We start from the raw sequence: 16,496 nt of genomic DNA on the forward strand, positions 1-16,496 counted from the left end.
GATATTGGATTTATTTTTTTATCTTTTTGGAGAAAAATCTCTTAGCACCTGCTTTAGTTCTTTCAACATTGCTTTTCTTCCTTTGAATCGCTCATCAGCTAACAGTCGTTCAAATAACTCCAATTTTTCTTTCCCTAATCCTGCTCGATACTCTTTAAGCACTTCTTGTAATGCGTAAGACTCATCTAGCAATAGGCCCCCTTCTCCTAATCGATGGCTAATCTCGCTCACTTCTTCATAAGCTTGTCGATCCAATCTTCTTTTGTAACTTTCTTGTTTCCTGACTGCATCCAAAATTCGATTTCGAAACTTTGTTTTGAAGTAGGTATAAAATTCCTTATTTTTATTTTCCTTAAAATCAGGGTGATTTTCTAATAATTCATGTAGGCAAATCATTCCTTCTTGATCCCAATCTTCTTTTTCCCATAAATGAAGGTAGTATTCTTTTCTACACTTATGTACAATAGCTTTTACTTCGTGGTAATTCATGTCTAACATAGTTGTTCTCCTTTTCTGCCATTAGTATAGCAGAGGTAGAGACGAATTATGACATTTCTTCTATTTTGTTATTTATCTTGCCTGATTTTATTTTTTTGAATGTTTGTTACTTTGTTAGGATATCTTTTTAGACTTTTTAGGATATAAAAAGAGACAAGAGTTATGCTCTTGTCTTTTAAACAATTTATTGGAACAAATCTACAATTGTATCCCAGACGGTTTTTGCTTTTTCTTTAATTTTTGCATCTGAAATAGCTTTTTCTGCCTCATCAATAAGGTTCTGAGCTCGACTTTGAATGTCATTTATAGAGTCATTTGACTGCCCTCCACCATTGACAGTTGACTGATTCGGAACATTTTTAGGAGCAATTCCATTTATTTTATAGGCATTTTCGACTGTAAATGTACTTCCTGGTGTATAAGGAAGAATTGTTTCTGCCATACTTCTAAAAATATGAGCGGCGCCATTTGATGTCGAACCTGCTAGATAATGATTTTCATCGGTTGTTGGGAAACCAAGCCAGTGACTAATGACTACATCTGGCGTATAGCCGATAACCCACTGGTCACTCGTATACACCGGGTTGAAGGCTGCTTCTGTTGTACCTGTTTTCCCGGCCATAACATAACCATCTGGTGATGAACTTATCCCTGTACCGTTTGTGAATGTCCCTAGCATCAGGCTAGTCATTTTATCCGCTACGGATTTATCTATCACTCGTTTTTGAGAATTCTTATGGGTAGCAATGACTTGACCACTTGCATTTTCAATACGTGTAATGAAATGTGCTTCAGGCATCAAACCTTCGTTCGCAAATGCTGCATAAGCTTGCGCCATTTGCAGTGGACTAGTTTCCACACCACCGCCCAGTGCAACACCCAACACACGATCTACATTGGTTAAGTTAAGCCCGAATCTTTCGCCTGATTCAAAAGCCTTGTCAATACCAAGTTCCTTAACCGTGGCTACTGCAGGAAGGTTTAGGGATTCAGCTAAAGCTTGGTACATTGGAACTTCTGGAGATGTTTTAATTCCTGCGTAGTTATCTACCTTGTAATCACCATACTCCATAGTATGATTGTCCAACTCTTTATTTAGAGGCCAACCAGCTTCGACTGCTGGGGTATAGACAACTAAGGGCTTAATAGTTGAACCTGGGCTTCTTTTTGATTGAGTTGCATAGTTGAAATTTCGGAAACCGGCTTTATCATCTCCTGCTACACGACCAACAACTCCTCGAACTCCTCCTGTTTTTGGCTCTAGAGCAACACTGCCCGACTCAGCATGAGTTCCATCTTCTGCGGTTGGAAAGAGAGCTGTATTTTCATAAATGACCTGCATATTAGCCTGGTAATTCTGATCTAATTCCGTGTATATACGATAGCCGTTGTTCACAATTTCTTCTTCAGTTAAATTATACTTTTCAATTGCTTCATTAACAACAGCATCAAAATAGGATGGATATCGGTAGTCTGAAACTTTACCTTCATAAGCATCTTGCAGTTGAGAGGCCATATCAACACCCGAAGCTTCCGCTTCTTTGTCTTTATCAATATAGCCAGCAGCGACCATGTTTTGGAGAACGGTGTCTCTACGATTAGTAGAATCTTCAATAGAATTCAAAGGGTTATACAATTCTGGTCCTTTGAGCATTCCAGCTAAAGTTGCAGCTTCATCAAGTGTCAGTTGAGAAGCTGAGACCCCAAAGTATTTTTTACTTGCATCTTCAACACCCCAAACTCCATTTCCGAAGTAGGCATTGTTCAAGTACATAGTCAGAATTTCTTTCTTACTATATTTTTTTGTTAGTTCCAAAGCTAAAAAGAATTCTTTCGCCTTTCTCTGTACAGTCTGATCTTGAGAAAGATAGGCATTTTTCGCCAACTGCTGAGTAATTGTAGAACCACCACCTGAGCGTCCAGCCGTCACTATCGCTAGGAAAAAACGAGCATAGTTAATACCATCGTTCTTGTAGAAACTTCTATCTTCTGTAGCAATGACGGCATTTTGTAAGTCTTCACTGATGTCCGAAAGTTCGACATAGGTGCCTTTTTGACCTGACAAGGCGCCTGCTTCTTTTTCCTCTCTGTCAAAAATCAGAGTGCGAGTTTTTAAAGCGTTTTGTAAGTCGGTAACATTTGTCGATTTTGCTAGAGCAAACAAATAGACCCCAACAAACAAGCTGGCACTAAGCCCAAGAATCAAAAAGATTTTTGTCAGGTGATAGCGACGCCAAAATTTTCGAACAGGGCCAATTGCCCCCGCTTTCTTTCGTCCTGCTCTTGAACGCCGTAAATTGCTCGACACACTTTCTTCTTGTTCAATTCCATTCATTTCTGTTTTTTCAATTTCAGATTCTTCTTTTTTAAATAAAGAAAGAAATTTTTCAAATAAGGTATCTAATTTCATGCGTATATTTTATCATCTTCCCCATAGGAAGACAAGAATTTTGCTAGTTCCCCTGTCCAAATAAATTGATTTTTGTTACAATATCAGTATGAAATTTACCTTTACAATCCCCGACTCTCTACCCGAAATGACTGTCAAACATTTTCTAGAAGAACAGCTGTTAATACCTCGAAAAATAAGGCACTTTTTGAGAATCAAGAAACACATCCTCATTAATCAAGAAGAGGTCCATTGGCATCAAACGGTCAAGACTGGAGATGAGTGCCAATTGATCTTCGATGAGGAGGATTATCCTACAAAAAAAATTCTCTGGGGAAATCCTAAACTTGTCGAAGAAGTCTATCAAGATCAACATTTAATTATCGTCAATAAACCTGAGGGTATGAAGACACACGGAAATCAGCCAGACGAGATAGCTCTTCTCAATCATGTCAGTGCCTATGTCGGCCAAACCTGCTATGTTGTTCATCGCTTGGATATGGAAACAAGCGGTCTCGTACTGTTTGCGAAAAATCCATTCATTCTTCCTATTCTTAATCGCTTATTAGAAAAGAAAGAGATTTCTCGAGAATACTGGGCTCTGGTTGATGGAAGATTAGGGGCTAAGGACTTAATCTACCGAGATAAAATCGGTCGCAATCGTCACGATCGTAGAAAAAGAATTGTGGATCAAAAAAATGGTCAATACGCCGAAACTCACGTAACTCGGTTAAAACAATTTCAAAATAAAACCAGTCTCGTTCGGTGTAGATTAAAAACAGGACGTACTCATCAGATCCGAGTCCACCTATCTCACCACGGGCATCCAATCCTCGGGGACCCTCTCTACAACCCACACTCAAAAAACAAGAGACTGATGCTTCACGCATTTAAACTATCCTTTATCCACCCTCTGACTTTAAATAAATTAAGCTTTACCGCACTCTCAGATACATTTGAAAGAGAATTAAAACAAAATGGATGATAAAATCATCCATTTTTATTGATACAAAAAGCAAGACCGATTGGTCTTGCTTTTTCGACTCAGAAATTATTTAGCAATTTTTGCGAAGTATTCAAGAGTACGTACAAGTTGTGCAGTGTAAGACATTTCGTTGTCGTACCATGATACAACTTTAACCAATTGTTTACCGTCAACGTCAAGAACTTTAGTTTGAGTTGCGTCAAACAATGAACCGTATGACATACCTACGATATCTGAAGATACGATTGGATCTTCTGTGTAACCGTATGATTCGTTTGAAGCTGCTTTCATAGCTGCGTTCACTTCATCAACAGTAACGTTCTTTTCAAGAACAGCTACCAATTCAGTAACTGATCCAGTTGGAGTTGGAACGCGTTGTGCAGATCCGTCAAGTTTACCATTCAATTCTGGAATTACAAGACCGATAGCTTTAGCAGCACCAGTTGAGTTAGGAACGATGTTTGCAGCACCAGCGCGAGCACGACGAAGGTCACCACCACGGTGTGGTCCGTCAAGGATCATTTGGTCACCAGTGTAAGCGTGGATAGTAGTCATCAATCCTTCTACAACACCGAAGTTATCTTGAAGAGCTTTAGCCATTGGAGCCAAGCAGTTTGTAGTACATGAAGCACCTGAGATAACTGTTTCAGTACCATCAAGAACGTCGTGGTTAGTGTTAAATACAACTGTTTTAACGTCATTTCCACCAGGAGCAGTGATAACAACTTTCTTAGCGCCACCTGCATGCAAGTGTTTTTCAGCAGCTTCTTTCTTAGCAAAGAAACCAGTCGCTTCAAGAACGATTTCTACACCGTCGTTAGCCCAGTCGATTTGTTCTGGATCACGTTCAGCAGAAACTTTAACGAATTTACCGTTAACTTCGAATCCACCTTCTTTAACTTCCACAGTACCGTCGAAACGACCTTGAGTTGTGTCGTATTTCAACAAGTGTGCAAGCATAACTGGATCTGTAAGGTCGTTGATGCGAGTAACTTCAACACCTTCTACGTTTTGGATACGACGGAAAGCAAGACGACCGATACGACCGAAACCGTTAATACCAACTTTAACTACCATTAGTGATTTCCTCCTTATGAAAATCATGAAAATTTTATTGTGAAAAGAGTAACTTGAATCACTACAAATCACCTTTCAACAAACCTATTATATAACTATTTTAGTTTTATTGCAAGCGCTGACGTTGATTTTCACTTCAGTTTTCTACTTTCTAGATACACAATTTTATATAGATTCCCTTTGTCAAAAGTCTATCAACATACATCTTTACAGTTATTTACTATACTTTTTGTTAAACTTTTAACCTCTTCTATTTTGAAAAACTATAAAAAGAGACAGGATTACTCCTGCCTCTGACTGATAATCAATTATTTAAGACGTCCTGGTCTTTCTTTGTAACCATAGTAAGCATCTTCGATGATTTCTTGCATATGGTCAACCATTGGAAGACGTGGGTTTGCAGGTGAACATTGATCTTCATAAGCAAGGAAGGCCAATTCGCGTGAATGTTCTTTCCATTCTTTCTCGTCAACACCTTGTGCTTTGAAGTTCATTTCGATACCTACGCGCTCACCGAGTTCGTAAACAGCTTTAGCATAAGATGCAACTCCTTCTTCTGGAGTAGAAGCTGGAAGTCCAAGCATACGAGCGATATCTTGATATTTCTCATCTGCACGGTAGTAGTTGTACTTAGGCCATGTAGCTGTCTTAGCTGGGCGTGTACCATTGTAACGGATAACGTATGGAAGCAAGATTGCATTTGTACGTCCGTGAACTGTGTGGAATTGTGCACCAATCTTGTGAGCCATTGAGTGAGAAATCCCTAGGAAGGCATTAGCAAAGGCCATACCAGCAATAGTTGAAGCGTTATGCATTTTCTCACGTGAGTGGAAGTCTGCATTCTTAACTGAGCTTTCAAGGTTTTCAAATACGAGTTTGATTGCTTGAAGAGCAAGTCCATCAGTGTAGTCGCTAGCCATTTGTGATACGTAAGCTTCAGTTGCGTGAGTCAATACGTCCATACCAGTGTCAGCAGCAACAAATCCAGGAACTGTCAATACCAAGGCAGGGTCTACGATTGCCACAGTTGGAGTCAATGAGTAGTCAGCGATTGGGTATTTACGGTTGTTTGCTTTATCAGAGATAACGGCAAATGGAGTTACTTCAGATCCTGTACCAGATGTAGTTGGGATAGCGATGAATTTAGTCTTCTTACCAAGTAATGGGAATTTGAAGGCACGTTTACGAATATCCATGAATTTTTGTACAAGGTCACGGAAGTCCACTTCTGGTTGCTCGTAGAAGAGCCACATTACTTTAGCAGCGTCCATTGGTGATCCACCACCAAGAGCGATGATTGTATCTGGTTTGAAGGAACGCATAATCTCAGTACCACGTTCAACTGTAGTGATATCTGGATCTGGTTCTACATCTGCAAAGATTTGGTAAACAACCTTATTGCGACGAAGGTCAAGTTGCTCGATGATACGATCGAGGAATCCAAGCTCTACCATAGCATGGTCAGTAACGATCATGACACGCTCAACGTCACGACATTTTTGAAGGTATTGAATTGAATCACGTTCAAAGTATGTTTTTGAAGGAAGTTTCATCCATTGCATGTTATTTCTCCGTCTTCCGACTTTTTTGATATTCAAGAGGTTAATGGCGCTAACGTTATCCCCAACTGAGTTACGTCCGTAAGAACCACATCCGAGTGTCAATGATGGCAAGAAGGCATTATAAACATCCCCGATACCACCGAAAGTAGAAGGTGAGTTACAGATAACACGAATAGCTTTAACAGCTTTACCAAATTCTTTAGTCAGTTCTTCATCAGCAGTATGGATGGCAGCTGAGTGTCCAAGACCGTTAAATTCAACCATTTGACGAGCTTTAGAAATACCATCTTCACGGCTTTCAGATTTCAAAACTGCGATAACTGGTGATAATTTTTCACGAGTCAACGGCTCGTTTTCGCCAACTTCTTTACATTCTGCAGCAAGAATGTTTGTTCCTTCTGGAACAGTAAATCCTGCTTGTTCTGCGATCCAAGTTGCTGGTTTACCAACGATGTCAGCGTTCAATTTTGCACCAGCACAGTTTTTGCTGTTTGCTTTCACGCCGAAGCAGAACTCTTCAAGAAGAGCTTTTTCTTTTTTGTTTACAAAGTAAGTGTGGTAAGATTTGAACTCTGCTACAAATTCATCATAAATTTCTTTATCAATAATAACCGCTTGTTCAGATGCACAGACCATACCATTATCAAATGATTTAGACATTACGATATCGTGAGCAGCTTGGCGAATGTTGGCTGATTTTTCAACATAAGCTGGAACGTTTCCGGCACCTACCCCAAGAGCTGGTTTACCACATGAGTATGCAGCTTTAACCATGGCATTCCCACCTGTTGCAAGGATTGTTGCAACACCTTCGTGGTTCATCAATGCGCTAGTTGCTTCCATAGATGGTTCAGTAATCCACTGTACACAGTTTTCAGGAGCTCCTGCTTTAATCGCTGCATCACGCACGATTTGAGCAGCGTGAGCTGATGATTCTTGAGCTGATGGGTGGAATGCAAAGACAATAGGATTACGAGTCTTCAATGAAATCAACGCTTTAAAGATTGCTGTTGAAGTTGGGTTAGTTGTTGGAGTGATACCGCAAACAACACCAACTGGTTCAGCGATAAGAGTCAATCCTGTCACATCGTCTTCTTCAATAACACCAACTGTTTTAGTGTGGCGCATGTTGTTTACTACGTGCTCACAGGCAAACAAGTTCTTAGTCGCTTTATCTTCAAATACTCCGCGTCCTGTTTCTTCAAAGGCATGTAAAGCCAATTCTCCGTGAGCATCAAGTGCTGCAACTGAAGCTTTTGCTACAATATAATCGACTTGATCTTGGTCAAGTTTACGCATTTCTTCAAGGGCAACTAAAGCTTTTTGCACCAAACCATCGACATGCTTTTCAGCAGCGAGTTTCTTTTCCTCTGGTGTTACAGTTTTTTTATCAGCCATATTTTCCTCCATAGCTTTCAAGGATTGTAAGTCCTTTGTTAATTTTTTCACAATCTTATTATAACTCTTTTTTCAAGATTTGTAAACAGTTTCATAGAAATTTCACAAACTTTTTTTATTCGCTTGTGAAAATAATTTTGCACAGCCCTACCCATACGCTTTTTAGCTTATACTTTGTGAATAATCCCATAAAACTTTTATTTTTCACAAACTTCATTGTAAAAAGGTATTGAAAGGCGTCTCAATTTCCATGTAAGCGCTTTCTATAAGTGCGGTATATTACCCCCTCTAAGAGGAGGTTATTGTGCTTGTTGGAAGAGCCCTTGTTTAAAGTCACCTTCATAGACAATTTCTTGCTCTGTAGTCAGTTTTCCTTTTCCTTCAGCTTGGCCATTAACAAAGTCACCTTCATAAACCCAGCCCTCTTTAGCTTGGTAGGTTCCTTTACCGTTAAATGCTCCATTTTTAAATTCACCAGTATAAGTGTCGCCATTTGAGAAGGTCATTGTGCCTTTGCCATTCATCTTTCCACGTACAATACTTCCATCATATACAAGTGAATCGCCATCCAGTTTTAAAACTCCTTGCTTAGGCATATTCCCTACAAATACAAATATAGCACAAAGAGCTATGACTACTACTGTTACAATTTCCAAACGAGGACGCGTTATATAGACACTGTACTTATCATAGAATTTCTTTAAATTATCCATTTTTTGCCTCATTTTCTAAACGTGTTAGCCAAGCTTGGCAACCAGTTAAAACTCGATCGTAAGTTTCATCAAAATCACCTGTATACCATGGATCAGGAACACCCTCAGAAGCAAATGCCTCTAGCTTGTGTTGTTGGTCTTGAGGACACATTCGAGTCAAATCTAGAAGATTGGACTCGTCCATCCCAATGACATAATCAAAATATTCAAAATCACCCTTAGAAATTTGCTGTGATGTTTTTGATGAATCGTAAGGAATCTCGTGAGCTTTAAAAATTTTCTGAGTTCCTTTGTGAATTGGATTGCCATGTTCCCAAGAAGAAGTTGCTCTACTTTCAATCTCATAATCATCGGTTAAAGATTTCATAACAAATTCTGCCATAGGACTACGGCAAATATTACCAAGACATACAAAAACAACTTTCTTCATTATTGTTCCTCATCTTCATAGAAAAAGGGGTATGAGATCCACCCCGTTTTATTCTTCAATCGCGCTTTCACCATCAACAACTGTACCTTCTGACGTAACAGCCTCTTTAAGTGGCAAGACAGATTTGATAGCTCCAAGTTCAAAAGTCAAGTAAACTCCGTCTACATCAAGTACGATCGTTCTGTTTTCGGTATCAACTTCATCAACTGTACCGTATAAACCACCGATAGTAATGACTTCATAGCCTTTTTGAAGCTTGTTCAAGCTTTCCATACGCTTTTGCGCTTGTTTCTTTTGAGAACGTTGCATAAAGAACATCAAGGCGAACATACCTACAAGCATGATTAAAAATGTTAAATTTGGACTAATATTTTCCATAGTATTTTCTCCTTTGTATTTTACATAGGACTACTATATCAAATTTCAACTACTTTTACAAGGTTGTGCCTTGTTTTTATGGTTATAAAAAATCAGAGTTTTCACTCTGATTTTTCTTATTTCAAGTTGTTTACAAGTTCTACTAAGTTTTCAACTGTAAATCCATACTCTGCCAACACTTTTGAAGCTGGGGCAGATGCTCCAAAGGTATCAATACCGAGAACTGCTCCATCAAGACCAACATATTTGTACCAGTTTTGAGTCGCTCCCATTTCAACCGCCACACGGCGACGAACTGCGTTTGGTAGGATTTCTTCTTTGTATGCGGCATCTTGTGCATCAAAGACATCCGTAGATGGCATGCTAACTACGCGAACTTTTCCACCTTGACTTGCCAATTCTTTAGCAGCTGAAACAGCTAGGTTCACTTCTGAACCTGTTGCAATCAAAATCGTGTCAAAGTCTGCTGCATTTTCATAGACAACATAAGCACCTTTCGCAACCTTATTAAAGTCAGTTCCTTCCTCAACAGTCAAGTTTTGACGAGTCAAGACAAGGGCAGTTGGTGTTTTCTCACTCTTCACTGCGAGGTACCAAGCTGCTTGAGTTTCACGCGCATCTGCTGGACGGAAAACGTTGAGATTTGGAATCGCACGAAGTCCTGCCAAGTGCTCAATTGGTTCATGAGTTGGTCCATCTTCACCAACTGCGATTGAATCGTGAGTAAAGACATAGGTTACAGGAAGACCTTGTAGAGCTGACAAACGAACTGCTGCTTTAAGGTAGTCTGAGAATACGAAGAAAGTTCCACCGTAAACTCGAAGTCCACCGTGAAGAGCCATTCCGTTCAAGACAGTACCCATTGCAAATTCACGGACACCAAACTGGATATTACGGTTCAAGCGATTTGCATCGTCCTGAAGTCCGTCAGTTTTGATGTAAGTCATATTTGAATGAGCAAGGTCAGCTGATCCACCAAGGAAGGTTGGCAATTTAGCAGCCACTATATTTAAAGCATCCTGGCTTGAGTTACGAGTTGCTTGAGAGAAGCCATTTTCTAAAGCTGGGAAATCTTCTGGAGTCAATTCAACTGGATCGCGTCCGTCGATAATGGCTTCCACTTCTGCAACAAGCTCTGGGTGAGCTTCTTTATAATCTGCAACTAGTTTTGTCCATGCTTCATATGCTGATGCACCTCGGTCCGCAACATTTTCTTTGAAATCAGCATAAACTTCTGCTGGGATTTCAAATGGTTCGTAGTCCCAACCAAGTGCTTGACGAGTTGCAGCAGTTTCGTCTGCACCAAGAGGAGCACCGTGTACAGCATTAGTTCCTTGTTTGTTTGGCGAACCATAACCAATAACAGTTTTCACTTCAATTAAAGATGGTTTCCCTGAAGCCTTAGCTTCTTCAATAGCTGCTTGAATAGCTTCTAAGTCTGTCCCATCTTCTACCAAGGCTGTATGCCAACCGTAGGCATTGTAACGATCGCGAACACTCTCTGTGAATGAATCTTTTGTCTCACCGTCCAAGTTGATATCATTTGAATCATAGAGAACAACCAATTTGTCAAGTTTCTGTAAACCTGCATAAGAAGCAGCTTCACTTGATACACCTTCCATCAAGTCACCATCTCCACAGATAACATATGTATAGTGATCAAAGATGTTATAACCTTCGCGGTTATACTTGGCTGCAAGGAAACGTTCTGCTTGTGCAAAACCTGTCGCAGTCGCAATCCCTTGTCCTAGAGGACCTGTTGTTGCATCAACCCCTGCTGTATGACCAAATTCTGGGTGACCTGGAGTTTTAGAACCCCATTGACGGAAGCTCTTCACTTCATCCATGCCCACATCTTCAAATCCAGAAAGGTGAAGAAGGGCATAGAGAAGCATTGATCCGTGACCCGCTGAAAGAATAAAACGGTCGCGGTTGATCCAGTTTGGTTGAGCTGGATTGATACGAAGTTCTTTAGTGAAAAGGCTGTAAGCCATCGGTGCTGCACCCATTACCACCCCTGGGTGACCTGAATTAGCTTTATTAATAGCATCAATACCCAAGAAACGAATAGCATTAACAGATAGATTTGACATAGAATTTCCTTTCTCTTTGAGGTGATAAGTATACCACGCATCCTATTCTACTATTATATGAAAAAATAGATAGAATAGCAATAAAACAATTTACTATAAAATGACTCAGCCGATTATACTAATCTCTAGTTACTTGATAGTAAGGTGATAGTTTTTCAAAACCTCTATCAAGTTTATCTAGAACCTTATCTATAGTATCTTCATCGGCTACTGGAATATCAACTTTTACTAAAACCTTACGAATCTCCTGATTGGATAATTGTTGTCTTAAAAGTTGTCTATTCTCCTCAGTAGCTTGTACTCTATAGCTTTCATCGTTTTTCTGAACCCAATAATAGATTCCATCAACCACTGGGACATCCAATATTTTAGCCTGCTTTGACAAGGTAGCCTCATCTTTCTTTCTCTCTATAAAGCTGACTTCTATAGAGATTCCCCAATTATTTTGATTTCCATATAAACGAAGAGCCATCATGGGCTCTGTTACATGCCCCTCTCTCTGTAAATAAACCCAGAAATGTGGTCGTAATCTCTGCGCTTGATTCATCCATTGACTGGTTGGGTGTAAATTCCAATCGGAATGCCTAGCTTGAAAACATTCCGCTAGGTGAGTAAATGCCTTTCGCGCTTCCTGCCCTTTTTGACGCAGGTCTAGCATTTTATCCTTTTCAGCTCCTGCTTTGTCAGGATTCCGGTACTGTTCTCCTTGATAAGCAAGATAGTCCTTGAATTCTTTCATTTGATTCCTTCTTTAGTTAGAAAAAATCAGGTTTTCCCTGATTTTTCATTTTTATTCTGTGTCAACCACAACGTAACGATTTGGTTCGTCACCTTCAGAGTAACTGGTTACACCTTCCATTCGTGAGATGATGCGATGGATAATTTTACGCTCGCTGCTTGACATTGGATCTGTCATCTGACTACGGCCTTCTTCCAAAACACGTGTCGCTAATTTTTGAGCATAACTCTGCAAGACTTCTGCACGATGTTCTACATAATCATTAACGTTGATAGTAATGTAGAAGGTTTTTGAATAACGATTGTAGAGGTAATTTTGTGCCAAAAGTTGAAGAGATTTCAAAACCTTACCATGGTAACCAATGATACGGCCTGGCTCATTTGTATCAATTTGCATGTTGATAGAGCGACGGTTAGAGGTGCTAGAAATAGTTCCCTCAACATCCATATCATCGATAATCGCTTGAACATAATTGGTTACTTCTTCAACAACCTTTTCAGTGTCATATGTTGGCTCGACTTTCAAACCAAGACTTTCTAAGTCGCTACCTTTTTCAGGTTCAACCTCGTCTTGAGTTTCTTCAGGTTGCAATTCTTTTAAAACTTCAATATGGCCTGTTTCTTCTAAAATCGTGCTGGCTTCTTTATCATTCTTAAGAATTTCAGCCTTGACTTCTTCAGAGATTTCTTGGCCTTCTTCTTCAATTTTCTTGATAGCAGCAACTACATGTCCCAAATCAACGGTTGCTTCACTGACTGTTTTAACTGGATCATTTTGATCATTAATTTCTTTTGGAACGCCTTTGATCGCTTGCTGATTTGCTTTTACAACGGTTGTCTCACTGATTGCTTCGATATCAACTTGAGCTGGTTTTTTACCAAAAAGTCCAAAAAATCCTTTTTTCTCTCTCGAAACAACTTTGATATGAGCTTTCATTCTCGGAATATTTAATTCATTCAATCCATTTTGGATTGCTTCTTCAACTGTTGAACCTGTAAATAATACCATTATCAGATTTCTCCTTACTTTTTCTTTTTCTGTGCTTTCTTCAGAGCTTTTCTTTTCTTAGCTTCTAAATCCTTCTTAGCCTTCACATCCGCTTCACGCTCTTCAATGATTTTGAAGGGGTTGTTCAAAAGGTAAGTTTGAAATACTTGATAAGCATTTGACACCGCCCAGTAAAGAGCGACACCACTTGGAGCAGATATTGCAAAAAAGAAGATGATGACAGGCATCCCATACATCATACCTGTCATAGCACCATTTTTCTCAGGCAAGGCTTTGTTTGAAAGCCAGCTACTGAGGAAGGTGAATAGGGCAGCTAAAATAGGTAGTACGAAAGTGGTATCAGCTCCACCTAGATTGAACCACAAAAAGTGGCCTGTCTTCAAAAAATCTACGTTTGATAAAGCTTGGAAAAGAGCCAATAGAATTGGCATTTGAATCAAAAGCGGCCAGAAGGAAGCGGATTGCTTAATGCCTAATTCTTTAAATAATTTACGTGTTTCCTGATCTAGCTTAGTACGACTTTCCATGTCGCGACCTGGATAACGTTCGCGCAATTCTTTGATAAGAGGTTGCGCCTCTTGCATTTTTCTGGAAGCCACCATTTGTGTTTGAAAGACTGGTAACAGTATTGTTCTAATCAAAACCGTGAAAAGAATAATCCCTAAACCAATGCTGACATCAAATGACAAAAATCGAATGGTTTCAGCAAAAAAATAAACAAGGTTACTCCAAAAGTCTGCAGAATCTGCAGACACTTCACTAGTTGAACAAGCAGTCATTACCAACAAGGACAAACCTAACAAACTAGTCAATTGTAATTTCTTCTTCACTCTTATTTCCTTCCTGGTAAATCTTTGCTAATCTCAAAACATGAAGTAAGTTTTTTTCAATTTCTGCATATTCTAGTAGTTCAACGCCTTTTCGAGCAATCACAACAAAATCGACATTATCAACAAGTTGATTACTATTTTGAATGAGAACATGCCGGATTCTTCTCTTGATTTGGTTTCTTGTCACAGCATTTCCTAATTTTTTACTGACTGACAAACCTACTCGAAAATGTGTTTCATTGTTTTCTAATCGATAAATAACAAATTTTCGATTAGCTACACTTGCTCCCTTTTTAAATATGGCGTCGAAATCTTTCTCTTTTTTTACACGAAAGCTTTTTCTCAAAAATTCTACTCCATCTAATAAAACTACTACTATTATACCATAATTTTTCAAAAAGCCAATCATGGCAAGGTTTTAGGCTGGTTTGACTTCGAAAAAAGTAGCCATTCTTAAAAAATTTGACCAGAATCAATGAAATTTTACTAGTTTTATTAGAGAATACAAAACAAAAGCCACTCTTACGAGCGACTTTTGTAGGAGATTATTATGAAAAAGTTTAGGATTTCTATTAAATAAAGTTAGGAGGTCTTTATTTAATGATTAGAGTATACACACTTATCCTTAAATTGAACTTAAATCATTTTATTTTTTTATTAATTTTTAAAACTATGAATTGGAGCTGGAATCTGTCCTCCACGAGCAATGAAATCAGCCGAAGAAGTTCCATTGACTTTCATAACTGGGGCAGTTCCTAGCAAGCCACCAAACTCAATCATATCGCCTTCTTTACCCTTTGGAATGATACGAACAGCTGTTGTTTTCATATTAATAACACCAATTGCTGCCTCATCCGCAATCATAGCCGCAATCGTTTCTGCCGGGGTATCTTCTGGAATGGCAATCATATCCAATCCAACTGAACAGATAGCAGTCATCGCTTCTAATTTCTCAAGATTTAGGGAACCATTTTGCACTGCTGCTATCATACCCTCATCTTCTGAAACTGGGATGAAAGCACCTGACAGACCACCGACTTGGTTGCAAGCCATTACTCCGCCTTTTTTTACTTGGTCATTTAAAAGAGCTAAAGCGGCAGTCGTCCCATGAGTCCCAACTGTTTCCAGTCCCATTTCTTCCAGGACCCGAGCTACTGAATCCCCCACTGCAGGAGTAGGTGCTAAACTCAAATCAACAATCCCAAAATCAACACCTAGTCTTTCACTAGCCATCTGGCCAACTAATTGACCAATCCGAGTAATCTTGAAGGCTGTCTTTTTAACAGTTTCAGCAACTACATCAAAGCTTTGGCCGCGAACTTTTTCTAAAGCACGTTTGACAACACCAGGCCCTGAAACACCTACATTGATAATAACATCAGCTTCACCAACACCATGAAAGGCTCCGGCCATAAAAGGATTGTCCTCAACTGCATTGGCAAAAACGACAAGTTTTGCAGCCCCCATATCTGAAAGCTCAGCTGTCTCCTTGATAATTCGACCCATATCAGCTACAGCAGTCATGTTAATTCCTGACTTGGTTGAACCAATATTGACAGACGAGCACACTTTGTCTGTCTCGGCCAAAGCACGTGGAATCGAATTGATGAGTATTTCATCTCCTTTTTGGTAGCCTTTTTGAACTAAGGCAGAAAAGCCACCAATAAAATCGACACCAATTTCTTTTGCTGCTCTATCTAAAGCTTTGGCTAACGGTACATAGTCCCTTGCATTTGTAGCAGCACCAATTAGAGAAATAGGTGTTACTGATACACGTTTATTGACAATAGGTATACCTAACTCAGCAGCAATTTCATCACCGACAGCCACTAAATTTGCCGCCTTAGTCGTAACTTTTTCATATATTTTATCTGCAGCCTTATCAATATCTGGATCAATACAATCAAGTAGAGAAATCCCCATGGTAATGGTACGAATATCAAAATTCTGCTCTTCAATCATTGCAATAGTTTCGGTAACTTGTCTAATATCCATAAGCACCTCCTAGATATTATACATAGCATCGAAAATAGCCGCGCTCTGAATATTGATTTTGACATTCAAGGTCTGGCCAAAGGCTTCAAACTCATTTCTTAGTTGAGTAAAATCATGTTTTTCATCACTGGATACTACAGCCATCATGGTGAAGAACTCATCCAAGACAGTTTGTGAAATATCATCAATATTTAATCCTAATTCAGCAATCTTAGTCGCAACACCTGCAACAATACCACCCTTATCTTTTCCAACAACAGTTATAATAGCTTTCATATTGGTCCTCCATCTTTGAAATCATAGAAAAATAACCATATCTATATTTTTCTTTTTTCTCAGTATAGCACATTTACTTCAAAAAAACTAAAAAACGCCTGCTTACGAAATTGTTCTTAAAAGAA

15 protein-coding genes are annotated in these 16,496 nt (G+C 39.2%); 1 reads left to right on the forward strand and 14 read right to left on the reverse strand.

The features are described from left to right. Nucleotides 1–18 precede the first annotated feature (18 nt). On the reverse strand, nt 19–498 hold the full coding sequence (locus HMPREF9423_RS08970; RefSeq protein ID WP_006148994.1) for a sigma factor: 480 nt from the start codon (nt 496–498) through the stop codon (nt 19–21). A 184-nt stretch (nt 499–682) separates the two neighbouring features. Further along, entirely contained in the window at nt 683–2,908 is a 2,226-nt protein-coding gene (gene pbp2a, locus HMPREF9423_RS08975) for a penicillin-binding protein PBP2A (RefSeq protein WP_006148995.1), read from the reverse strand. 88 nt (nt 2,909–2,996) lie between these two features. Here pbp2a and HMPREF9423_RS08980 point away from each other — a divergent pair, with 88 nt between their 5' ends. After that, nucleotides 2,997–3,872 carry an RluA family pseudouridine synthase gene (locus HMPREF9423_RS08980; protein ID WP_006148996.1) on the forward strand — a complete coding sequence of 292 codons (876 nt, stop codon included), beginning with the start codon at nt 2,997–2,999 and terminating at the stop codon, nt 3,870–3,872. A gap of 66 nt (nt 3,873–3,938) precedes the next feature. Here the strand turns inward: HMPREF9423_RS08980 and gap are convergent, their stop codons facing one another. From gap to HMPREF9423_RS09040, 12 genes are all read right to left on the reverse strand, one after another. Further along, nucleotides 3,939–4,949, reverse strand: a complete 1,011-nt coding sequence (gene gap / locus HMPREF9423_RS08985; protein ID WP_004251141.1) for a type I glyceraldehyde-3-phosphate dehydrogenase — start codon at nt 4,947–4,949, stop codon at nt 3,939–3,941. A gap of 308 nt (nt 4,950–5,257) precedes the next feature. Continuing rightward, complete coding sequence (gene adhE / locus HMPREF9423_RS08990) at nt 5,258–7,909, reverse strand: bifunctional acetaldehyde-CoA/alcohol dehydrogenase (protein ID WP_025170204.1); 2,652 nt, start codon at nt 7,907–7,909, stop codon at nt 5,258–5,260. Between the two features lie 299 nt (nt 7,910–8,208). Beyond that, on the reverse strand, nt 8,209–8,622 hold the full coding sequence (locus HMPREF9423_RS08995; protein ID WP_006155602.1) for an MORN repeat-containing protein: 414 nt from the start codon (nt 8,620–8,622) through the stop codon (nt 8,209–8,211). Next, entirely contained in the window at nt 8,615–9,052 is a 438-nt protein-coding gene (locus HMPREF9423_RS09000; RefSeq protein ID WP_006149001.1) for a low molecular weight protein-tyrosine-phosphatase, read from the reverse strand. Before HMPREF9423_RS09000 ends, HMPREF9423_RS08995 begins: the two co-directional genes overlap by 8 nt. A 48-nt stretch (nt 9,053–9,100) precedes the next feature. Continuing rightward, a complete protein-coding gene (gene yajC / locus HMPREF9423_RS09005; RefSeq protein WP_025170205.1) occupies nt 9,101–9,421 on the reverse strand; it encodes a preprotein translocase subunit YajC in 321 nt (106 codons plus the stop codon). Between the two features lie 125 nt (nt 9,422–9,546). Beyond that, entirely contained in the window at nt 9,547–11,523 is a 1,977-nt protein-coding gene (gene tkt, locus HMPREF9423_RS09010; protein WP_006149004.1) for a transketolase, read from the reverse strand. A gap of 118 nt (nt 11,524–11,641) precedes the next feature. Further along, nucleotides 11,642–12,262, reverse strand: coding sequence for a hypothetical protein (locus HMPREF9423_RS09015; protein ID WP_006149005.1), 621 nt, complete (start codon nt 12,260–12,262; stop codon nt 11,642–11,644). 51 nt (nt 12,263–12,313) lie between these two features. Next, nucleotides 12,314–13,270 (reverse strand): RNA-binding cell elongation regulator Jag/EloR, encoded by a 957-nt coding sequence (gene jag / locus HMPREF9423_RS09020; RefSeq protein ID WP_006149006.1) that lies wholly within the window; start codon nt 13,268–13,270, stop codon nt 12,314–12,316. A 14-nt stretch (nt 13,271–13,284) separates the two neighbouring features. Beyond that, a complete protein-coding gene (locus tag HMPREF9423_RS09025; protein WP_006149007.1) occupies nt 13,285–14,100 on the reverse strand; it encodes a YidC/Oxa1 family membrane protein insertase in 816 nt (271 codons plus the stop codon). Then, nucleotides 14,075–14,446: a ribonuclease P protein component gene (gene rnpA, locus HMPREF9423_RS09030; RefSeq protein WP_025169334.1), complete on the reverse strand. Its 372-nt coding sequence runs from the start codon at nt 14,444–14,446 to the stop codon at nt 14,075–14,077. Before rnpA ends, HMPREF9423_RS09025 begins: the two co-directional genes overlap by 26 nt. 311 nt (nt 14,447–14,757) lie before the next feature. Continuing rightward, nucleotides 14,758–16,095, reverse strand: a complete 1,338-nt coding sequence (locus HMPREF9423_RS09035) for a PFL family protein (RefSeq protein ID WP_006149009.1) — start codon at nt 16,093–16,095, stop codon at nt 14,758–14,760. A 9-nt stretch (nt 16,096–16,104) separates the two neighbouring features. Further along, on the reverse strand, nt 16,105–16,371 hold the full coding sequence (locus tag HMPREF9423_RS09040; protein ID WP_006149010.1) for an ACT domain-containing protein: 267 nt from the start codon (nt 16,369–16,371) through the stop codon (nt 16,105–16,107). Nucleotides 16,372–16,496 lie beyond the last annotated feature (125 nt).

Source organism: Streptococcus infantis ATCC 700779 (genome assembly GCF_000187465.1).
GTDB lineage: Bacteria > Bacillota > Bacilli > Lactobacillales > Streptococcaceae > Streptococcus > Streptococcus infantis.